Raw genomic sequence first — 20822 nt, forward strand, 5'->3', positions numbered from 1 at the left:
CCCGATGCCGAGAGCGCGCGATGCATCCGGGGGGTCCAGACCTTCAACTCGTATGGGCGACAACCTTGTCGACCGTCTCGGGGAAGAAGTCGGGCGCGGCATGGCGCTTGCCGAACATCATGTCGTACTGGATCAGCCGGAAGTCGCGGATCGCCGGGTCGATCTCTTTCTGACGCGACCAGTCGGCCGTGGCCGCGCCGGCCGGCGTGAGCAGCAGGTTGCGGTCGACAACGCGATAGCGCTCCCGCATCTCGCCCAGGAAGCCGGTGTAGTAGGGGTGGGTGATGCCTGCGGCGGTGAGGATATGATAGGGCAGGAACGCAGGACTCACCGTCCCCAGATTCTCGACCGGGCCCGAACGGTTCGACCAGATGATCAGCGGAGTCGCGTGATGTTCGAGAGCGGCCTCCGGCGTCGGTTCCTTGCGGGGCGCGACGTTGTCCTTCAGGAAGCCGGTCTCGACATAGACCGGCCCGAGCGGCGGCAGGTGGTCACCGAAAAAGGCAACAATCGTTGGCCGCTCGCGCGTCTTGGCCCATTCGATCAGCCGCTCGAGGCCGCGGTCCGCGTCGGCTGAACCCTCGGCGTAGGAGAGCAGCGAGTCACGCGCCCACTGGCTGATCGGCGCCTGCACCGAGTGGGTCGGGTTCGAATAACGGTTCGGCTCATACGGGCCATGGTTCTGCAGGCTGACCGCGAAGAAGAAGACGGGGTCGTCGCTGGCGTCGGCTTCGCGGATGATCTCGTCGGTCATCGCAGCGTCGGATGCCAGCGGTCCGCGCTTTTCCATGGGCGGCAGCGTTTCTTCCGATTTGAAGTCGTTGAAGCCGAAATCGGCATAGACGGCGCCGCGATTCCAGAACCAGTTGGTGCCTGGATGGATGGCGCGTGCCCTATAGCCTTCGCTCTTCAGGAAGGTCGCCATCGATGGCGTCGGGGTGCGTACATACTGCTGGTAGGGGATGCTGCCGGCCGGCAGGAAGGCGTTCGAGAACCCGGTCAGCGCTTCGAATTCGATATTGGCGGTCATGCCGCCGAATTCGGGCGAGAACATCGAGCCCGAGCGGAGCGACCGCACATTGGGGATCGGATCGGGCGTGATGGTGACGCCGGGCAGCTTGGTCGAATCCCAGAAGGATTCGCTCATGACGATGATGATGTCCGGCTTCTGGGCCGGCACCGAGGCGCTCACATCGGGCCTGTCGATCGCCGCGATTGCCTTGTCGGAATAGCCCGGCGGGGCAGAGACGTGCGCCATCGGCACGTTGAGCGCGAAGGCGAGCGCAAAGCCGTTGGAGGCGTAGTTTTCCTTCTGGTCCCACATGATCGGGATGATCTGCAGCCGGTCCCTGGTCCACGAGAAGGTGGCGTAGTCCATGATTGAGACGAAGAAGGCGAGCAGCGGCACCGCCAGCGTCAGCCGGGCGAGGCGGCCCTTGTGGCTGAGGGCTGGAACCTTGCGGCGCCAAAGACGCCAGCCGTAGACGAGCAGGGACAGGCCGACCACGATGCCCGCGACCATGGCGAGCGCGGTCATTGGCCGCTCGCGCACCAGCAGCGGCAACAGCGCGAAGATCTGTCGGGCGTAAAGGAAGTCCGTCGGATAGAGCGGGTCGCCGAGATAATGCGACTTCTGGTGGCCGACAAAGGCCAGCGATAGGGTCAGCGGCGCGACGATCATCAGGCTTTGATGACTGCGGCCGAGCACGGCATCGAGGCCGATCAGGACCAGCGCGAACACGACGATGGTGGTCCAGCCCGGCTTGAACGGCTGCAGGAAGAAGGAAACGGTGCCGGCGACATCACCGCGCACGATCAGTTCGATGGCGAACACCATGACGGCCGAGATCGCCAGGCTGATCAGCCCGTAGCGGACGACCGGCCATCTCCGGCCCGGCAGATAGCCGGTGGACGGATCGTCTTCCAGGAATTGCGGCGCGGCGTTGCCGGCACGTTTCGAACTCTTTGCCACTTTAACTTCCCACCCAAAGACAACCCACGTCATTCGATTGTCATATAATTGTCACGCAAAGCTAGCGCCTGTGACGGAAATAAGAAGAGCCAGCAAACGATTCGTGAGCGGTTTTCATCAGGTGTGATCGCCAAAAAGCCCTTTCGGAACAGGCACTCGCTCAAGGATACGGCCTTCGGCATGGGCTGAAGTGGCTTGACTTGGCGGCCTGCCTTGCGTCACAGGCAGGGAAAATTCGTAGTATCACGCAAGCAGAACCAGTCTGGGGAGCCCTCGCATGGCCGTCGCATTTACCTTTCCAGGACAGGGCAGCCAGGCTGTCGGCATGGGCAGGGATCTCGCCGATGCCTTTCCCGAAGCGCGCAGGGTCTTCCAGGAAGTCGATGATGCGCTCGGCGAAAACCTGTCGAAGCTGATCTGGGAAGGTCCCGAAGAGACCTTGACGCTGACGGCCAACGCGCAGCCGGCCCTGATGGCGGTATCGCTGGCGGCGATCAGGGCGCTGGAAGCGCGCGGTTTCTCGCTGAAGGACCAGGTCGCCTATGTCGCCGGCCATTCGCTGGGCGAATATTCGGCACTCGCCGCCGCCGGCTTCGTTTCCGTCGCCGATGCCGCTCGTCTGCTGCGCATTCGCGGTAACGCCATGCAGGCGGCGGTGCCGGCCGGCGAGGGCGCCATGGCGGCGATCATCGGGTTGGAGCAGGCCGATGTCGAAGATGCCTGCGCCGAGGCCGCCAAGGGCTCGATTTGCCAGATCGCCAACGACAATGGCGGCGGCCAGCTGGTCATCTCAGGTGCAAAGGTCGCGGTCGAGCTGGCAGCGAAACTGTGCACCGATAAGGGCGCCAAGCGTGCGCTGATGCTGCAGGTGTCGGCGCCCTTCCATTCGGCGCTGATGGCGCCGGCGGCCAACGTCATGCGCGAGGCGCTTGCCGGCGTGGCAAAGACCGCGCCAGTCGTTCCCGTCGTGTCCAACGTATCGGTGCAGCCGTCGACCGATCCCGACGAGATCGCCGGGCGCTTGGTCGAGCAGGTGACCGGTCGCGTGCGCTGGCGCGAAACGGTGGAATGGTTCGGCGCCAACGGCATCACCACGCTTTACGAGATCGGTGCCGGCAAGGTGCTTTCGGGACTGGCTCGCCGCATCAACCGCGATATCGCCACCGCGTCCGTCGGTTCCTCGGCCGAGGTCGAGGCGGCACTTGGGGCGCTTGCATAAAGCGCCATTTGAGACCATCCCTATAAGGGGCGCCCTCTTCTCAACCTGGAGACAAAAATGTTCGAATTGACCGGCCGCAAGGCGCTTGTCACCGGCGCATCGGGGGGCATCGGCGAGGCGATCGCCAGGGTGCTGCATGCGCAGGGCGCGATCGTCGGCCTGCACGGCACGCGCGTCGAGAAACTGGAAACGCTGGCCTCCGAACTGGGCGATCGGGTCAAGCTGTTCCCGGCCAACCTGTCGAACCGTGACGAGGTCAAGGCACTCGGCCAGAAGGCGGAGGCCGATCTCGAGGGCGTCGATATCCTGGTCAACAATGCCGGCATCACCAAGGACGGCCTGTTCGTGCGCATGTCGGACGCCGACTGGGATACGGTGCTGGAGGTCAATCTCACCGCCGTTTTCCGGCTGACCCGTGAACTGACCCACCCGATGATGCGCCGCCGCCATGGCCGCATCATCAACATCACATCGGTGGTCGGCGTGACCGGCAATCCCGGCCAGGCGAACTACTGCGCCTCCAAGGCCGGCATGATCGGCTTGTCCAAATCGCTGGCGCAGGAAATCGCCACCCGCAACATCACCGTCAACTGCGTCGCTCCGGGCTTCATCGAATCGGCGATGACCGACAAGCTCAACGAGAAGCAGAAAGAGGCGATCATGGCGGCGATCCCGACGAAGCGCATGGGCACCAGTGCCGAAGTGGCGTCCGCCGTTGCTTATCTGGCTTCGAACGAGGCCGCCTACGTAACCGGGCAAACCATCCACGTGAATGGCGGCATGGCGATGATCTGAGCGAGCTCCGGCAGCAACATCGCCGCGCTGTGAAAACCCACCATTTCGGCTTGGACCTCGGCAATTTTTCGTGTAATGCGGCCCGCAACCCGGCGGTTCGGGCAAAAACCGGTCCGTGGCCGTTGCGTTTCCGGCAGGACCATCTTTCAGCTTGATTAGCGGCATTCCGCCCGCTAACGAAGACAGACAAACAAAAGACGAGGATGCCCCAAATGAGTGACACCGCAGAGCGCGTCAAGAAGATCGTCATCGAGCACCTTGGCGTCGATGCCGACAAAGTGACGGAGCAGGCGAGCTTCATCGATGATCTGGGCGCTGACAGCCTCGACACGGTTGAACTCGTCATGGCGTTCGAAGAAGAATTCGGCGTCGAGATCCCCGACGACGCAGCAGAGACCATTCTGACCGTTGGCGATGCGGTGAAGTACATCGACAAGGCTTCGGCCTGACGCTTTCCGCAGTCGTCACCGGGGAGGACCTGCGATGAGGCGTGTCGTCGTCACGGGCCTTGGCCTGGTTTCGCCGTTCGGCATGGGCTTCGAGCACGGCTGGAAGCAACTGCTGACCGGCCGCAGCGCTGCCAAGCGCGTCACCGAGTTCGAAGTGGACGATCTTGCCTGCAAGATCGCCCACGTCATTCCGCGTGGCGACGGCTCCAACGGTACGCTCAATCCCGAAGCCATTCTCGAGCCGAAGGAACTTCGCAAGATCGGCGACTTCATCCTGTACGGGATCGCGGCCGCCGATGAAGCGCTGAAGGATTCCGGCTGGCAGCCTTCCACCGAAGAAGAGCGTTGCGCCACCGGTGTGCTGATCGGCTCCGGCATCGGCGGTCTCGAGGGCATCGCCGAGAACGCGATCATCCTGAAGGAACGCGGCCCGCGCCGCATCAGCCCATTCTTCATTCCCGGAAACATCATCAATCTCGTGTCGGGCCAGGTTTCGATCCGGCACGGATTGAAAGGCCCCAACCACGCTGTCGTCACCGCTTGCTCGACCGGCGCGCACGCCATTGGCGACGCCGCCCGGCTGATCATCTTCGGCGATGCCGACATCATGCTGGCCGGCGGCGCCGAATCGCCGGTGACCCGACTTTCGCTCGCCGGCTTCGCGGCCTGCCGGGCACTCTCGACCGAGCGCAACGACACCCCGCAAACCGCCTCGCGGCCCTACGACCGCGACCGCGACGGCTTCGTCATGGGCGAGGGGGCCGGTGTCGTGGTTCTGGAAGAGCTCGAGCATGCCAAGGCGCGCGGCGCCAAGATCTACGCCGAGGTGACCGGCTACGGTCTGACCGGCGACGCCTATCACATCACCGCGCCGGCCGAAGATGGCGACGGAGCCTTCCGTTGCATGACCGCGGCGCTGAAGCGGGCAAAGCTTACGCCGGCCGATGTCGACTACATCAATGCGCACGGCACCTCGACCATGGCCGATACGATCGAACTCGGCGCTGTCGAGCGGCTGGTCGGCAATGCGGCTTCCAAGATTTCGATGTCGTCGACCAAGTCGTCGATCGGCCATTTGCTGGGCGCGGCCGGTGCCGCCGAAGCGATCTTTTCGATCCTCGCGATCCGTGACAATATCGCACCGGCGACCATCAACCTCGACAATCCCGAGCGCGAAACCGCGATCGACCTGGTGCCGAACAAGCCGCGCCCGCGCCAGATCGACGTGGCACTGTCCAATTCCTTCGGCTTCGGCGGCACCAACGCCTCGCTGGTCTTCCAGCGTTATAATGGCTGACCGAGCTGCCGGGCGGTGCTTTGGCGTGCCGTCAATTTTGCCATATTCGCCCCTACTCTGCCGCAGGGGATTCGTTGAGAGATCGAACGGTAGGGCGAAATGAACACAAATCCGTCAGGCAACGGAGAATTCGGGCAAAGGCCGGCGAATACCGGGCCGATCGTGCCGAAGACGGCAAGCGAGGCGCTGCGGCCGGAGGCTGGAACGCCGCCGCCGAAACGGTCGCGCGCTTCGCGCAGCCAGATCGTCGTGTTCATGAACTTCGTCATCTCCTCGGTGATGCTGATGGTTCTGGCGGCAGGCGTGGCCCTCTATTTCGGCAAGCAGGAGTTTACCGAACCCGGCCCTTCCGCCAATGGCGACACCTTCCTCGTCAAGCCCAACACCGGCGTCCAGGATATCGCCGACCAGCTTGAGCGCCGCGGACTAATCAGCGACGCCCGCGTGTTCCGCCTCGGCGTGCGTGCCTTCGGCAACGATTCCGCGCTCAAGGCCGGTGAATACGAGATCAAGCCCAGGGCGTCCATGCGCGACATCATGGAACTCCTGAAGAGTGGCAAGTCGGTGATGTACTCGCTGACTATTCCCGAAGGGCTGACGGTCGAGCAGGCTTTGCAGCGCATCGCCGACGAACCCGCCCTGAGCGGCGATATGCCGTCGAAGACGCCCCCCGAGGGTAGTCTTGCCACCGACACGCTGCGCTTCACGCGTGGCGCAACGCGCCAGCAGATGGTCGACAAGCTGCTCGCCGATCAGAAGAAACTGGTCGATGAGGTGTGGCAGCGGCGCGCGCCGGATCTGCCCCTGGCCAGCGTCGAGGACTTTGTCACCCTGGCCTCGATCGTCGAGAAGGAAACCGGCAAGGGCGATGAACGCTCACGCGTGGCCGCCGTCTTCCTGAACCGGTTGGCCAAGGGCATGCGCCTGCAGTCCGATCCGACCATCATCTACGGTCTGTTTGGCGGCAAGGGCAAGCCGGCGGACCGTCCGATCTACCAGTCCGACATCCAGAAGCAGACGCCTTACAACACCTATGTGATCAGCGGCTTGCCGCCGACACCCATCGCCAATCCCGGCCGCGCGGCCCTCGAAGCCGTGGCCAATCCGTCGAAGACCGACGATCTCTATTTCGTCGCCGACGGCACGGGCGGCCACGTCTTTGCCGCGACCCTGGACGAGCACAACGAAAACGTCGCCCGCTATCGCGCGCTGCAGAAGAAGCAGGCCGATGACGCAGCCAAGGCCGCCGCTGCCGCCGGTACCAGCGGCAGTGCCGACAAGCCTGCAGCAGACAAGCCAGCCGACGACAGCGATGCCAGCGGCGGCGACAATGGCGATGCCGGCGGTGATGCGGGCGCGGCCCAGTAATGTGAAGAAAGGCGTTGCCTGGAAGGCGGCGGCCTGACATTTGAGAGAACGCCAGGCGTCCGATTTCGACGCGTTCGCGGCGTAGTCATTTTAAGCCGCGCTTGCCCTACCGGAAAACCGGTTTCAGGGTGAGGCGCCAGGGATGTGCGGGCGACATGAATTTGCAGAGTATGACCGGTTTCGCGCGGGCCGTCGCCGAGCACGACGGCACCTCCATTGCCTGGGAAGTCAAATCCGTCAATGGCAAGAGCGTCGAGGTGCGACTGCGGCTGCCCCAAGGATTCGAGCGGCTGGAACCTGTGGTCAGGCAAACGCTGCAGAAGCGTTTCGCCCGCGGCAATTTCCAGGCGACGCTGACCATCGGCCGCGCCGCCGGCACGCAGGCGCAACCTATCGTCAACGAGGCGTTTCTGAAGGATCTTGCCGGCCTGGCCAAGCGGCTGCAGGAGCAGTTCGGCGTCGCGCCCGCGACGGCTGACGGATTGCTGTCGCTGCGTGGTGTGCTCGACGTACCTGAAACCATCGAGACCGAAGAGGCGCGGACCGCACTCGACGCCGCCATCATGGCCGCGCTCGACGTGGCGCTGAACGGCCTGGAACAGGCCAGGCACGGTGAGGGCGCAGCACTGGCCGTGCTTTTGTCCGGCCATGTCGATACTATCGAGACGCTGACCCTGCGCGCGGAAGCTGACCCGTCACGCGATGCGGCGGTGATCCGCGAACGCATCGCCGAGCAGGTCAGGCTGCTGATGGACGCATCCGCCAATCTGGATGCAAGCCGGCTGCACATGGAGGCGGCGTTCCTTGCCACCAAGGCCGATATTCGCGAAGAGATCGACCGGCTGAAAACGCATGTCGCGTCTGGCCGGGCCTTGCTTGAGGGCGGCGGCGCGGTCGGCCGCAAGCTCGATTTTCTGGCACAGGAATTTAACCGCGAATCAAATACGCTGTGCTCCAAGTCGAACGCCGCGACAGTCACAGCGATTGGGCTGGAGTTGAAGGCCGTGGTCGACCAGTTTCGTGAACAGGTCCAGAATCTGGAGTAGCCGATGGTTGCCAAGGAACCGATGGTTCCCAGGGATTTGGGGTCCCGCATCCGCCGCCGGGGGTTGATGCTCGTCCTGTCGTCTCCATCGGGGGCCGGCAAGTCGACGATCGCGCGCAACCTTCTGGAGAGCGATTCAAGCCTTGAACTGTCGGTCTCGGTTACCACAAGGCCGCGCCGGGGTTCGGAAATCGAGGGCGTTCACTACCACTTCCGCACGATGCGCGAATTCGAGCGGCTGCGCGATTCCGACGCGCTCCTCGAATGGGCGGAGGTGCACGGCAATTGCTACGCGACACCGCGCGAGCCGGCCGAACTGGCGCTGGCGCAGGGCCGCGACATGCTGTTCGACATTGACTGGCAGGGCGCTCAGCAGCTCAAGGAGAAGATGCGCGCTGACATCGTCTCGATCTTCATCCTGCCTCCGTCGATGAAAGAATTGAAGGCGCGGCTGAAGCGCCGCGCCGAGGACCAGGAAGCGGTGATCGAGACGCGGCTGAAGAACGCCCGCAACGAGATCGAGCACTGGAAGGAATATGACTTCGTCATAGTCAACGACGATCTCGACCGTGCCTTCGCCGAAGTGCGCGGCATCGTCGTTGCCGAGCGGCTGCGGCGCGACCGCCGGCCGGGTCTCTTCGATTTCGTGTCGGGATTGCTGGACGAGAAAACGGTGTGATCGCCTTTCCTTCTTCCCGTCAACGGGGAGAAGGTGGCCCGAAGGACCGGATGAGGGCAGCGCCATACCTTCGCAACTTCGCACTGCCCTTCATCTGCCTGCCGGCATCGTCTCCCCGTGAACGGAGAGAGCGGAGTTAGACCGCATTGGTCAGCCGCACGAACTCCTCGACGCTGAGTGTTTCCGCCCTGCGCGTCGGGTCGATCCCCGCTCGTTCGAGCAAGGCCTCGCCGCCGAGGCTTTTCACGCTCTGCCGCAGCATCTTCCGGCGTTGGCCGAAGGCGGCTTCCGTGACTCGGCCGAGTTTCTTCACATCGGCGGGCAGGGGTGTCGTGCGCGGCTCCAGGTGCACCACCGAAGAGGTGACCTTGGGTGGCGGCGTGAAGGCCTGAGGCGGGACGTCGAAGGCGATCCTGGCCTGCGTGCGCCAGCCGGCGAGCACGCCCAGCCTGCCATAGGCATCGCTGTCGGGTGCCGCCACGATGCGCTGGGCGACCTCACGCTGGAACATCAGCGTCATCGAGGCGTAGTAGGGCGGCCAGTTTGGGACCGTCAGCCATCGGACCAGCAGTTCCGTGCCGATATTGTAAGGCAGGTTGGCCACGATCCGGACCGGACCGTGGTCGGCCTCCGAGGCGAGTGCCGCGAAGTCGGTCTTCAGCGCGTCGCCCGAAATCACCTCCAGCCGACCGGGGTAATGAGCGGAGACTTCGGCAAGCGCAGCCAGGCAGCGTTCGTCGCGCTCGATGGCAACGACCCGGCGGGCGCCGTTCGATAGCAGCGCCCTTGTCAGCCCTCCAGGCCCGGGCCCGACCTCGATCACCGTGGCATTTGCCAGGTCGCCGGCGCTGCGTGCGATCTTGCCGGTCAAATTGAGATCGAGCAGGAAGTTCTGGCCGAGAGCCTTTTTCGCCTGCAGCCCATGGCGCTCGATGACGTCGCGCAGTGGTGGCAGCCCATCGATGCTCATGCGCGAAGACCGGAAGCGGAAGCACTCATGCGGCGACGGCCTTCGCGTCGATGTCGGCGAGCTTCCTGGCGAGCTTCAGCGCCGCTATCAGGCTGTCCGGCCGCGCCACGCCCTTGCCGGCGATGTCGAAGGCGGTGCCGTGGTCGGGGGAGGTGCGGATGAAGGGCAGGCCCAGCGTGACGTTGACAGCTTCGTCGAAGGCCAGCGTCTTGGCCGGGATCAACGCCTGGTCGTGATACATGCACAGTGCGGCGTCGTAGCCTGCCCGCGCCCGGGCATGGAACAGCGTGTCGGCGGGCAAGGGCCCGAAAGCATCGATGCCTTCAGCGCGCAGGATGTCGACCGCTGGGCGCACGATATGCTCGTCTTCCATGCCCATGGAGCCGCCTTCGCCGGCATGCGGATTGAGGCCGGCAATGGCGAGCCGAGGCCTGGCGATGTCGAAGCGGCCGGCAAGGTCGGCCGCGGTGATGCGTGCGGTCGCGACGATCAATTCGGTGCTCAGGGCCTTCGGCACGTCGGCCAGGGCGATGTGGATGGTTACGGGAACCGTGCGTAAGTCCGGGCCTGCCAGCATCATCACCGGCATCGCCTCGACGCCGCTGTGCCGAGCCGCCAGATGCGCCAGATATTCGGTGTGGCCGGGAAAACGGAAGCCGGCATCATAGAGCGGCTTCTTGGCGATCGGGCAAGTCACCACGGCGGCCGCCTCGCCGGCAAGGCAGGCCTCGACCGCGCGGTCGATCGCTTCGATGGTGCCGGCTGCGTTGGCGGGGTCTGGCCGGCCGGGGCTGTCGATGAAGCGCTCCGTCAGGGGAACGATCGGCAAGGCGCGGCCAAAGACCTCGATCGCCTGCACCGGCGTCACTTCCTGGACAGGCAGCGAAACGCCAAGGTGGCGCGCGCGCGCCGCGACCACGGCCGGGTCGGCCAGAAGGTAGAAGGGGGGCAAGCCGACGGCGTCCCGCGCAAGGAAGGCGGCGATGGCGATTTCAGGGCCGATACCGGACGGATCGCCGACGCTCAACGCCAGCGCGGTCATCGCGCGGCCCACGTCAGCGCTTGACGATGCGGGCTTTAGCCTTCAGCTCGTCAACATATTTCTTGCTGAGATCGTCGGCGGCCTTGTCGTTGGAGCCTTCGCTCTGGAATACCATCTGTGCCGTCTTGTCGTCGGACACTTCGCGCGACGAGCAGATGCCGATGAATTCGACGCCGCGTTCGGTCTCGCGCGTGACGGTGGCGCCACCGACCTTGGTCGCCTTGATCTGCTCGGCCCAGTCCGGCGGTAGTTGCGGCGCCAGAATCCGGCCGAGGTCGCGAACGGTGACGTCGATCAGGCCCTTGGCGAACTCGCGTGTCGTGTTGCAGCCGTTGAAGCGGGCACGCATGGCATCGGCCTCGCGCTTGCGCTTGGCCAGTGTCGCGCTGCGTTCGGCCGCTGGCACGACGAAGATGACCTGCTGCAGCATGTATTCCATGGCGCTCGGCTTGGCGCCGCCCTTGTCAAGCATGCGCCGCACCGCGTCCTGTTCGGTCACGCTGCCACCTTCACCGGAGCGGTAACGCGCGCTCAAGGCTTGGTTCCATGCCATCTGGGCACGAATGAACTCCTTGAAATGGTCCTTGCTGACGCCGGATTTTTCCATGACGCCGTCGAGCTGGCCGAGCTGCATCTTGTTGTTGGTGGCAAAGCGCTGATAGGCGGCCTCAACCTGGGCATCGCTGATACGGATGCCAAGCCGTCTGGCCTCGGCGAGGCGCAGCGTCTGGTCGATCATTTCCTGGGCAGCGTCGCCCTTCTTGTGTTGCAGCTTCAGGAAGGCGGCACGATGGGCGATGTCACCACTGGTGATTGCTATGTCGTTGACGACGTATTTGATCTCGCTGGCGAAAGCCGGCGGCGTCATCACGGTCATCGACAGGGATGTCGCCGCCACAAGCAACGCGAACCCTGCTGAAAAGAGGTATTTCCTCATCGTTAGCATCCCAATTCTATTCCGGCTCCGCCCAATTCCGTCCCCTTCCGGATACGCGAATCCGTGCCAGCCCTATGCGGCGAAACGATGTCGCCGCTTATTGGATGGTGTCGATTGCGTTGGTCGACGAGCCGAAGTCGCCGAGGGTGCGGAACGACAGGTTGAATCCGATGCTCTGCGTCACTTCCCTGGTGTTCAGGTCACGCGACTGCGCGTACGTCATCAGATAGGTGAAGCAGGAATCGTTGTAGGCGAAGCCCACCCCGTCCTTGACCAGCAGGCCCTCCTGCAAATCGTAGGTTCCTGTTCCGAACACGCGCCAGTTCTCGGCAAGATGTGTCGATGCGCCGAGCGTGACCTCGTGACGGTCGGTCGTGAACCCATAGAGCGGCTGGGCCTGGATGAAGGCATACTTGGCGCTCAACGACACCGGCAGGCCGGAATAAGCAGCTTTCAGCTCGGCGCGGCGGATCTCGAAGCTCTGTTCGTCGAAACGGCCGCTGACGGAGGCCGCGAAGCCATTGGGGCTGGTTATGCCAAACAGGCCGACATAGTCGGACTTGGTCGTCTCAAGCCCTGAATTTGCGCCGACATTGACCAGATCGGGTGCCGCAAAGGAGTTTTCGCCGCCAATCTGATAGGACTGGCCGAAGATCGCATTGGTGCCCCAGCCGTTGATGTAGGAGCCGGAATAGCGCAGGCCGACATTGGCACGCGAGCCGCCCTCGATGCGGTCGTAACCGGAGAACTTGTCGCGTTCGAACAGCGTGGTTGCATCGAAAACCATGCTTTGAGCGTCTTCGTTCGGAATGGAGAGGCCGCCGACATACTGTTCGTTCGGGCGCAGGAACACCTGAGCCATCGGCTCGACAACGTGGCTCGACCCGCTGGCCAGCGAGAACAACAGCGGCCAGCTCATCTCGAGCCCGGCGGTCGCCATGTAGCGTGCGAAGGACGAGCGCATGTCTTCGCTGGTATGTATGTCAGGGTTGGCGGCCATCTCCTGAATGGCCGCGAGCGAAGCCGATGACGCGCGGACGTAGTCAACATCGCCCTGGAATGCCAGCAGTGGTGTCAATACCAGCCCATCATCGGTAACGAATGTCCGCTTCCATTCGGCTTCGGTGGTGAGTCTGCCAGACTCGCCCTCTATGCCACGGACACGCTGTGCCAGCGTGGCAGAATCGTATGGCGTGTTGAAAGCTTCGTCAAGATCTTCGCGGCGAATGACTCGCGTATTTACGTTGAACGACAACTGGCCGCCGGCGACCGATGTGTCGGGGATATAGGCATAGTCGAGCGAGGGCAGCACCCAAGGCTGCTGGCCGCTTCGCGCCGCGGCATTTTCGTTGGGCGTATCTTCCTGGACCTCGAAATGCATGGCGCGCACGTCGAAATAATTACGATCATTAAGGCCGGTCAGGTAGACGGACGACTGGTGAACGTAGGCATTGTACTTGGCGATGTTGTAGGTGTTGGAGAAGTTCTTGTCGGTCTGCAGCAACACGTCCCAGCCGAAATTCCAGCGTTCGTTGATCGCGAACTGCCCCTGCGTGCCCATCATGCCGCGGAACTTGTTCGGATCGCCCACCGCGCCGGAATCGATATTGTGACCAGCGGTCGAGGGGAATGCCGCGCCGTCGATGAAGGCGTCCGGATCCTGCTGCTGAATGCCGGCGATCTTGAAAGTGTATTCGCCATTGTTGAAGCGCTGGCGCCATTCGGCTTCGCCGAGGAAGCCCTGCTTGGTGTAGCCGCTTCCGGTCACCGTCAGGTCATATGTCGGCGAAAGGGCGAAATAGTAGGGGATCTTGACGCTGTACCCCAAGTGACTGTTGTAGCCGATACTGGGGATCAGGAAGCCGCTCTTGCGCTTCACCGTCGGGTCGGCGATCTCGAACGCCGGCAAGTAGGCCAGCGGAAACCCGAAGAACTCGAAATTCGCGTTCTCGAAGCGAACCGTCTTCTTCTCGCCGTTCCAGATGATCTTTCTGGCTTTGACGCGCCATGTCGGCGCCTTGTCGGGCTTGTCTTCGCATGGTTCGCAGGCAGTGTAGACACCATTGTGGAAGGTGGTCAGCACGCCGCCCATGCGTTCGGCGCTTTCGGCGGCGAAATAGGCCTTGTCGACGGTTTCAACGCGCAGCGCGTTGACGAAGCCGTCTGCGAAATCGTCGGTGATGTCGATGTGCTGCGAATTGATCTTGGTGCCGTCGCTGTTGACGATCTCGACATTGCCGCTGGCAACCATTCGCTTGGTGTTGCGGTTGTACACGACCTTCTGGGCGACGAGGCGGTTGCCGCCATAGTCGATCTGCACGCCGCCGATGGCGGTCACCGTCTGGTTGTCGTTGTTGTATTCCAGCGTGTCGGCGGCGAGCAGCATCTGCGAGCCGGACGGAACCGTGGTCGCCATGTTGCCGACATCCTGCGCGAACGCCGGCAGCGGGACGCCGCAGGCGACCAGGCACGCCAAGGCGCTCGCCGCATAGAGGCGCGCCAAACGGGCCTGCCTGTCGCTGGGCAAAAACGCCTCCCTCACTAGCCGTCTTCCTTGTATAGCAGGAAAGTCACCCCGAAGAACATAGCTACCACGACCGGCACCCAGGCGGCTATGGCAGTCGGCACGAACCCCGCCACGCCGAACGCCTTCACCAGCACCGAAACGACATAAAGCAGAAACCCGGCAACGACGCCACCCAGAATCATCGTTGCCGACTGCCCCATTCGCGCAAATCGCATTGAAACTGTTGCCGCAATCAGCGTCATGGCGACGAGGAGAAACGGCAACGCCACCAGCGAATCAAACTGCATGGCAAAGGCATTTGCCTTGAGGCCGAAGGAACGGGCAACCTCGATTTTTCCGGGCAGGTCATAGAAGGGAATTGTCTCCGGGCGTGCCAGCCGCTCCTGCACGAATTCCGGCTTCAGATTGGTCGGCACACGATCGTTCGCGACGGGCTGGATGGTGCCGTTCCTGAAGATCTTCACATCCTGCAATTCCCAATAACCGTCGCGCAGGTAAGCACGCGCCGCATCCTTGCGCTCGACGATATTGCCTTGCTGGTCGAGGATGAAAAAGACCGCGTCGGCCATCTCCAGACCCTGGTCGAGGATGGCCCGCGCGCCGATGATAGTATCGCCGGAACTGGTTTTCTGGCGAATCCAGGGAGCGGCGTCGGCCGAAACCGTGTTGGATTTGCCGGAGCGCAGCTGCGTCTCGATCTGTTCGGACAAGGAGAAGGCGTGCGCGGCGAGCGGGTTGATGATTCCGACCGAGACGGCGCCGAACAGCAGTGCGCCGATGCAGCACGGCAAAAGGAACTGCCAGGCGGAAACGCCCGCGGACCGCGCGATGACAAGTTCGTACCGCCGGTTGAGCGAAACCAGCGTCGCCATCGCCGAGAACAAGCCGACAAACGGCACCGTCTGCAGCATGATCATGGGCATTCGAAGGCCGGAAATGGCCATCGCCGTGCCATAGGTGAACCCTGGCAGGCCGGTGGTGCGGCCGGACAGTTCGGTGAAATCGATAAGGAATACCAGTGCCAGAAGGCCGAGGAAGAACCAGATCGTGATCGCCACGTAGCGGAAGAAGAAATATCGACCCAGAGTCCAGCCCATCAGCCGACCCCCTGGCCTGAGGTGTCGCGCCTGGAGAGACGCAATTTGAGGGCATTCCAGCCATCACCGATTCGGCTGGCCAGGTTTGTCATCCAGTCCGCCCAGGCAACCGGCAGTTCCATGGTCCGGTTCGATACGATGAACCAGATCGCCACCGCGGAAGCCACGATCGGCACGCCATAGACCATGTAGGCATATTGCGGGACCTCATCGGCCTTGCTGGCGGCGAAGAAACCCAGCCAGCGCACGAACAGCGATATCGCGATGGCGGTGATCAGCGGATTGACGCGCGCCTCGCGATGCGAACGCGCGTCTCCCGCCACCGCGAGCGCGATCAGCGCGAAAACCATGGAGTAGGTCCATTCCGAAAACCGCTGGTCGACCTCGGCCCGGTACTCCTGGGGACTTTGCTGGTAATTCTTGTCGTTAGGACTTGGATTGAGCAGGTATTGGGTGGTCTGGTCCTTTGGCAGGAGCGTCACCTGGTTGGCCGCCGACATGAAGGCCGACATGTCGAAGGCATAGGACGTGAACCGGATGACACTGAGGTCGCCCGTCAGCGTTTTGCGATGGATGACGCCGTCATTCATCATCAGCACCTTTTCGCCGCCGCGTTCGATGATGCTGCCGGTCTTGGCATAATAGACGAGATTGACGCCTTCCTCGCGCGAATCGGCGACGAAGATGCCACCCAGCCGGTTGTCGGGAAGCCGCTCGCCAATCTGCAGGAACAGTCCGTCCTCGATCTTGCGGAAGGTGCCTTCCTGGATGATCAGCGACAAAAGGTCGGCGCGCGACTCCGCCACCAGGGCGCGGTTCTTCTGTCGTGCATAGGGGTCGATGCCGTTGTCCACGGCGAACGAAAAGACGCTGGCGGCCAGCGCCAGCAGCATGATCGGCCGCACGATGGTCCATCGTGAGGCTCCCGATGCATTGACCACCGCGAGTTCCGAATCCGAATTCATCACACTGAGCGTCTGGGCGACCGCCACCACGAGCGCGAAAGGCACGACGATCGGAACGATGGAGGGGAGAATAAGGGACGCGACCTCGAAGAAGGTCAAAGCTGACTGACCGCTGTCGGTGACCAGGTTGATCTTGGCCAACACCTGCGTCGTCCACACGATGGCCAGCGTCCAGACCAGTGCTGCCAGGAAGACCACGAAAGTGCGGCGCATGATGTAGCGTTCAACGACCTTCATGAAGGCTTTACTCGATTTTCTCGAACGGCATCATGCCACCACGCTAAGGGTAGCTGTCCGGCGACGCCCGCACAACTGGCTCCGTTGGGCTGCATTAGGCAGGCGATCCGGTTCCCGTCCCACGTCGCGTGCCGCAGTAGGCCGGAGTGTCGGCGGCAATGGATAAGAAAGGACGAACATCGATGGTTAACAACAGGTTGCGGCATGAAGCGGAGCCGTTCCGCGACGAATCGCCATCGATTCCATGTCTCATATGGGTAGCCATTTTGGCAAAGTCTTGCCAAATGCCGGAAAACGACCAAATGTCGCGGATCGCTTCAAACCGCTTCGCGCATCACCGCGCAATCCCCGAAAGCAGGACATGATGAACCCGAGACCGTCGATCGCCTTTGCAAAATTCGCCGCGCCCCAGACGGCGGCGAACAGAAAGGGCACGGTCTTCGTGCTGTCGGCGGATGACGGTGGCCTGAGCGATATGGCCAGGGCTTACGATCCGGGCAAGACGCTGGATCGGGCTTTCCCGGTCGCCGAATTTACCGGCAAGTTCGCCGGCGCTGTCGAAATCCTGGCGCCGGAGGCAACATCGCTCGACAGGTTGGTCGCGGTCGGCGCAGGCAGGGTGTCGGGGCTCGACGAGTATGCCTGGCTGAAGCTCGGCGGCACCATTGCGGCATCGCTGCGCAAGGCAACCGACGTGGCCGTGGTGCTCGACCTGGCCGGTGCCTCGCCCGATGGCAAGGACGCCGCGAACCTTGCGGCCGGCATTCTCTTGCGCGGCTATTCCTTCGACAAGTACAAGACCAGGAAGGATAAGGACGACGGCCAGGGCAGCGGCAAGGCCGATCCGAAAAAGCCGGTCAAGGTGACCATCCATACCGCCGATCCGGTGGGCGCCAAGAAAGCCTTCGCCGATGCCGAGGCGGTGATCGACGGTGTGCTTCTGGCGCGCGATCTGGTCAACGAACCGGCAAACGTGCTGGGACCAGTCGAATTCGCCGCCCGCGCCAAGGAACTCGAGGCGCTTGGCGTCAAGGTCGAGATCCTGGCCGAAAAGGAGATGAAGAAGCTCGGCATGGGCTCGCTGCTCGGTGTCGCGCAGGGCTCGCCGCGTGGCGCCCGTATGGCGGTCATGCAATGGAACGGCGGCAAGCCCAAGGACAGCCCGGTCGCCTTCGTCGGCAAGGGCGTTACGTTCGACACCGGCGGCAATTCGATCAAGCCGGCGTCCGGCATGGAGGACATGAAAGGCGACATGGGTGGCGCTGCCGCCGTGACCGGGTTGATGCACGCGCTCGCCGCGCGCAAAGCCAAGGCCAATGTCGTCGGCATCATCGGTCTTGTCGAAAACGCGGTCGACGGTTATGCGCAGCGCCCGGGCGACATCGTCACCTCGATGTCGGGACAGACCATCGAGGTGCTCAACACCGACGCGGAGGGGCGCCTCGTCCTGGCCGACGCGCTGTGGTACTGCAACGACCGCTTCCAGCCGAAATTCATGGTCAACCTGGCGACGCTGACCGGCGCCATCATGGTTGCGCTCGGCCTGCATTATGCGGGCCTGTTCTCCAACAACGACGAACTGGCGCAAAGGCTGACCGCGGCCGGACAGTCAACGCAGGAACGGCTGTGGCGCATGCCGCTCGGCGCCGAATACGACAAGCTGATCGATTCCAAGAATGCCGACATGAAGAACATCGGTGGCCGCTACGGCGGCGCGATCATCGCCGCGCAGTTCCTGCAGCGCTTCGTCAAGGACACGCCCTGGGCACATCTCGACATTGCCGGTACGGCGATGGGCTCGCCATTGAACGAGATCAACCAGTCGTGGGGTTCGGGTTTCGGCGTACGGCTGCTGGACCGGCTGGTGCGCGATCACTACGAAAGCTGACGTCGATCCATGGCCGATGTGCTGTTCTACCATCTGACCGAATCGACCCTGGAGGATGCGCTTCCGGGGCTGCTCGAGCGCAGCGTCGATCGCGGCTGGCGCGCCGTGGTGCAGACCGGCACCGAGGAACGGCGAGACGCGCTCGACCAGCATCTGTGGACTTTCCGCGATGATTCCTTCCTGGCGCACGCGACCGATCGCGAAGCCTACCCAACTGAACAGCCAATCCTGCTGACCACCGGCGCCGGCAACCCCAACGAGGCCAAAATCAGGTTCCTGGTCGACGGCGCCGCCCCGCCCGACCTCGGCGGTTACGAGCGTGCGGTTTTCCTGTTCGATGGCCATGACGCGGCCCAGGTCGAGATGGCCCGGGCGCATTGGAAGACGATGAAGGACGCGGGCCACGCCGTGACCTACTGGCAGCAGACGTCAGACCGCCGCTGGGAACGCAAGGCCTAGTTTAGAGCAATTCCAGGAAAACTGTGCACCTATCCCGGGAAAGCGCGTAGCGCACTCCATAGGGAGGTGCGTAAGAACCAAGGGCTGGAGCCGTTCGGCGTTTCCCCGAAACGATGAGCATCTCCAGCCCAGCGTCGCGGGTGACAGTTCTAGAGCCTTGCCTTGATTCGGCTCTGTTTCCTGGTGACGTAGTCGCCGTATTTCAATTTCATGAACTCGTCCGAGCGGTTCCGATGCGGGCTCCTGAAAACGTACCATTCGCCATCAGGCGATTTGCGCTTGTAGATCGCCTTGCCGGTCTGGCGATGCTCGAAGCAGGTCATGGAGCCCTTCACGCCCCAGGCGCCGTGCCATTGCGCGCGGTAGCACAACTTGCCGCCGCCGGGGATGAACCATGTCCCGTCGCCATAGCCCGGCTGGCCCTTTTCGGTCGACCAGGCGTTGAATTGCCGCTGCCTGACGGCAAAGAACGCGGCCCCGTGATTGCCCCACATCCACGAATGGTTCTGATAGATTTGGTAGACGCCTTCGTCGGGCACCACGGCGCCCTTTTGCGCCTGCTCGGCGATTTTGGCCGCAGTCTCGGCTGTCGCAGGGACCTGTAAGGCAAGAACAAGAACAGAGCAGGCGAACGCCGCTCCGACACAATTACCCAGCACTCGTTTCACGGAACTACTCCACAGACTGATTCACGCCACGCCTCAACCATCATGCCGAAACACTGGTCCGGCATGGATGCCAATCAAACAAGAAAGATGGAGATCCATCCCGATCGTGTCGGGACGCATCGAACGATGCGTCTACGGCAGGACGTGCTGGGTCACCCTCCAATCGGGCAGACCATAGCCCCCCAGCCACGGCCACACTTCTTTCTGGTTGAAGTAGACAACGGACGTGAGCGCCGGGAACTCCGCATAGGACTTGCGGGAATCGTCCTGCCACTTCGAAACATAGTCCTGCTTGCCGACATAGCCGAGTTCCGCCACCACGATCGGCTTGTTGAAACCCGCCACGCGGTCATAGCCGGGTTTCAGCATCTCGGCGAACGTACGGTCGCGACCGGCCTCGTCATTGTCCTTTTTCTGCAGGCCGAACACCGACAGGCCGATCACGTCGACATAGTCGTCACCGGGGTAGTATTTTTCCAGGCCTTCTTCACCTTTGGGCGACCACATGTATTTGGCCGCGGGGGCCGCCTTGCGGCAGATATCGACTTCACGCTTGTAAGCTGAGATCCAGTCCTTGGGAGCCCAGTTGGCCCAGGTGAAGCGGCCGTTCTTGTCTTCCATTTCCTGCGCCCAGCGAATGGTTACCGGGCTTTTCATCTGTCCCACCAGGCCACAGATCGCCTGCATATTGGCATCATACCTGCCGCCCAATATGCCGTCACGCAGTTCGGGCGGCGTGATGCGCCAGTCCTTCGACCAGGTCCACGGCTCGATCGTGATCAACAGCGAGCGACCGCGCTCCTGGGCATAGGTGTCTGCCAGAGGCAGCGTCGATAGATCGACATCTTCCCAAGGCAGGAACAGTTCCTCGATGCTGGCGGTCTTGTCATTGGTGAAATCGCCATACGGATCGTACGAGCCGAATGCCGACGCGGCGCTGCTCGTCTGGACGGGGTCTGTCGCGGGGGCGGAACCAGCGCTTCCCGCGGAAGGAAACGCGGCACTTCCGCCCAACGCCAGCGCGACTACAAGTACATTTGCTGCGGAGTGTTTCATCGTTGACCTCCTATGGCCTCAGCTTCCCATGGAAGCCAAGGCTTCGCCCGCCGCATCGATGCCTGATCGACACGACTACCCAACACCGATCGGGTCTATTGGCGGAATCTGCGGGATTTCGGAGCGACCATTGGCGGGTGTGCCAACCTGTG

General features: G+C 62.8%; 18 protein-coding genes. 9 read left to right on the forward strand and 9 right to left on the reverse strand.

Annotated features, from left to right (window positions below; translation table 11 throughout):
- Nucleotides 1-43: 43 nt before the first annotated feature.
- A complete protein-coding gene (locus tag EN808_RS05585) occupies nt 44-2005 on the reverse strand; it encodes an LTA synthase family protein (protein ID WP_127871431.1) in 1962 nt (653 codons plus the stop codon).
- 244 nt (nt 2006-2249) lie between these two features.
- On the opposite strand from EN808_RS05585, the gene fabD reads away from it, so the two are divergent.
- The 7 genes from fabD to gmk all read left to right on the forward strand — a co-directional run bounded on the left by fabD (nt 2250) and on the right by gmk (nt 8824).
- Complete coding sequence (fabD, locus tag EN808_RS05590) at nt 2250-3191, forward strand: ACP S-malonyltransferase (protein ID WP_135915338.1); 942 nt, start codon at nt 2250-2252, stop codon at nt 3189-3191.
- Between the two features lie 57 nt (nt 3192-3248).
- Nucleotides 3249-3986, forward strand: a complete 738-nt coding sequence (gene fabG, locus EN808_RS05595; RefSeq protein ID WP_135915339.1) for a 3-oxoacyl-[acyl-carrier-protein] reductase — start codon at nt 3249-3251, stop codon at nt 3984-3986.
- Between the two features lie 212 nt (nt 3987-4198).
- The gene (locus EN808_RS05600; protein ID WP_006203723.1) at nt 4199-4435 is read left to right on the forward strand and encodes an acyl carrier protein; all 237 of its coding nucleotides are present in this window, start codon (nt 4199-4201) and stop codon (nt 4433-4435) included.
- Nucleotides 4436-4469: 34 nt separating this feature from the next.
- A complete protein-coding gene (gene fabF / locus EN808_RS05605) occupies nt 4470-5732 on the forward strand; it encodes a beta-ketoacyl-ACP synthase II (protein ID WP_127871434.1) in 1263 nt (420 codons plus the stop codon).
- 99 nt (nt 5733-5831) lie between these two features.
- Entirely contained in the window at nt 5832-7100 is a 1269-nt protein-coding gene (mltG, locus tag EN808_RS05610) for an endolytic transglycosylase MltG (RefSeq protein ID WP_127871435.1), read from the forward strand.
- 155 nt (nt 7101-7255) lie between these two features.
- On the forward strand, nt 7256-8146 hold the full coding sequence (locus EN808_RS05615; RefSeq protein ID WP_127276073.1) for a YicC/YloC family endoribonuclease: 891 nt from the start codon (nt 7256-7258) through the stop codon (nt 8144-8146).
- A 21-nt stretch (nt 8147-8167) separates the two neighbouring features.
- Complete coding sequence (gene gmk, locus EN808_RS05620; protein ID WP_027053294.1) at nt 8168-8824, forward strand: guanylate kinase; 657 nt, start codon at nt 8168-8170, stop codon at nt 8822-8824.
- A gap of 136 nt (nt 8825-8960) precedes the next feature.
- Here the strand turns inward: gmk and rsmA are convergent, their stop codons facing one another.
- The 6 genes from rsmA to lptF all read right to left on the reverse strand — a co-directional run bounded on the left by rsmA (nt 8961) and on the right by lptF (nt 16599).
- Entirely contained in the window at nt 8961-9794 is an 834-nt protein-coding gene (gene rsmA / locus EN808_RS05625; protein WP_127276074.1) for a 16S rRNA (adenine(1518)-N(6)/adenine(1519)-N(6))-dimethyltransferase RsmA, read from the reverse strand.
- Between the two features lie 25 nt (nt 9795-9819).
- A complete protein-coding gene (gene pdxA / locus EN808_RS05630) occupies nt 9820-10836 on the reverse strand; it encodes a 4-hydroxythreonine-4-phosphate dehydrogenase PdxA (RefSeq protein WP_189524064.1) in 1017 nt (338 codons plus the stop codon).
- Nucleotides 10837-10849: 13 nt separating this feature from the next.
- On the reverse strand, nt 10850-11782 hold the full coding sequence (locus EN808_RS05635) for a peptidylprolyl isomerase (RefSeq protein WP_189524065.1): 933 nt from the start codon (nt 11780-11782) through the stop codon (nt 10850-10852).
- Nucleotides 11783-11870: 88 nt separating this feature from the next.
- Nucleotides 11871-14315, reverse strand: coding sequence for an LPS-assembly protein LptD (locus EN808_RS05640; protein ID WP_189524066.1), 2445 nt, complete (start codon nt 14313-14315; stop codon nt 11871-11873).
- A complete protein-coding gene (gene lptG, locus EN808_RS05645) occupies nt 14315-15400 on the reverse strand; it encodes an LPS export ABC transporter permease LptG (RefSeq protein ID WP_189343640.1) in 1086 nt (361 codons plus the stop codon). The genes EN808_RS05640 and lptG overlap by 1 nt, the downstream gene beginning before the upstream one ends.
- Nucleotides 15397-16599: an LPS export ABC transporter permease LptF gene (lptF, locus tag EN808_RS05650; protein ID WP_127276079.1), complete on the reverse strand. Its 1203-nt coding sequence runs from the start codon at nt 16597-16599 to the stop codon at nt 15397-15399. Before lptF ends, lptG begins: the two co-directional genes overlap by 4 nt.
- Before the next feature lie 364 nt (nt 16600-16963).
- Here lptF and EN808_RS05655 point away from each other — a divergent pair, with 364 nt between their 5' ends.
- Both EN808_RS05655 and EN808_RS05660 read left to right on the forward strand, forming a co-directional pair.
- Nucleotides 16964-18487 (forward strand): leucyl aminopeptidase, encoded by a 1524-nt coding sequence (locus EN808_RS05655; protein ID WP_127276080.1) that lies wholly within the window; start codon nt 16964-16966, stop codon nt 18485-18487.
- A gap of 9 nt (nt 18488-18496) precedes the next feature.
- Entirely contained in the window at nt 18497-18946 is a 450-nt protein-coding gene (locus EN808_RS05660) for a DNA polymerase III subunit chi (RefSeq protein ID WP_127276081.1), read from the forward strand.
- A 149-nt stretch (nt 18947-19095) separates the two neighbouring features.
- On the opposite strand, the gene EN808_RS05665 is transcribed toward EN808_RS05660, so the two are convergent.
- Entirely contained in the window at nt 19096-19614 is a 519-nt protein-coding gene (locus EN808_RS05665; protein ID WP_127871440.1) for a DUF995 domain-containing protein, read from the reverse strand.
- 132 nt (nt 19615-19746) lie between these two features.
- Nucleotides 19747-20670, reverse strand: coding sequence for a glycoside hydrolase family 26 protein (locus EN808_RS05670; protein WP_127871441.1), 924 nt, complete (start codon nt 20668-20670; stop codon nt 19747-19749).
- Nucleotides 20671-20822 lie beyond the last annotated feature (152 nt).

The sequence above is a fragment of the Mesorhizobium sp. M8A.F.Ca.ET.165.01.1.1 genome (assembly GCF_004792065.1).
GTDB lineage: Bacteria > Pseudomonadota > Alphaproteobacteria > Rhizobiales > Rhizobiaceae > Mesorhizobium.

What these genes read in the sequence shown, in the direction of transcription:
- fabF (WP_127871434.1), top strand. Translation starts at nt 4,470, where the DNA reads ATGAGGCGTGTCGTCGTCACGGGCCTTGGCCTGGTTTCGCCGTTCGGC.
- EN808_RS05600 (WP_006203723.1), top strand. Translation starts at nt 4,199, where the DNA reads ATGAGTGACACCGCAGAGCGCGTCAAGAAGATCGTCATCGAGCACCTT.
- EN808_RS05585 (WP_127871431.1), bottom strand. Translation starts at nt 2,005, where the DNA reads ATGACGTGGGTTGTCTTTGGGTGGGAAGTTAAAGTGGCAAAGAGTTCG.
- EN808_RS05615 (WP_127276073.1), top strand. Translation starts at nt 7,256, where the DNA reads ATGAATTTGCAGAGTATGACCGGTTTCGCGCGGGCCGTCGCCGAGCAC.
- EN808_RS05660 (WP_127276081.1), top strand. Translation starts at nt 18,497, where the DNA reads ATGGCCGATGTGCTGTTCTACCATCTGACCGAATCGACCCTGGAGGAT.
- EN808_RS05635 (WP_189524065.1), bottom strand. Translation starts at nt 11,782, where the DNA reads ATGCTAACGATGAGGAAATACCTCTTTTCAGCAGGGTTCGCGTTGCTT.
- pdxA (WP_189524064.1), bottom strand. Translation starts at nt 10,836, where the DNA reads ATGACCGCGCTGGCGTTGAGCGTCGGCGATCCGTCCGGTATCGGCCCT.
- lptF (WP_127276079.1), bottom strand. Translation starts at nt 16,599, where the DNA reads ATGAAGGTCGTTGAACGCTACATCATGCGCCGCACTTTCGTGGTCTTC.
- gmk (WP_027053294.1), top strand. Translation starts at nt 8,168, where the DNA reads ATGGTTCCCAGGGATTTGGGGTCCCGCATCCGCCGCCGGGGGTTGATG.
- EN808_RS05655 (WP_127276080.1), top strand. Translation starts at nt 16,964, where the DNA reads ATGAACCCGAGACCGTCGATCGCCTTTGCAAAATTCGCCGCGCCCCAG.
- fabG (WP_135915339.1), top strand. Translation starts at nt 3,249, where the DNA reads ATGTTCGAATTGACCGGCCGCAAGGCGCTTGTCACCGGCGCATCGGGG.
- fabD (WP_135915338.1), top strand. Translation starts at nt 2,250, where the DNA reads ATGGCCGTCGCATTTACCTTTCCAGGACAGGGCAGCCAGGCTGTCGGC.
- EN808_RS05670 (WP_127871441.1), bottom strand. Translation starts at nt 20,670, where the DNA reads ATGAAACACTCCGCAGCAAATGTACTTGTAGTCGCGCTGGCGTTGGGC.
- rsmA (WP_127276074.1), bottom strand. Translation starts at nt 9,794, where the DNA reads ATGAGCATCGATGGGCTGCCACCACTGCGCGACGTCATCGAGCGCCAT.
- mltG (WP_127871435.1), top strand. Translation starts at nt 5,832, where the DNA reads ATGAACACAAATCCGTCAGGCAACGGAGAATTCGGGCAAAGGCCGGCG.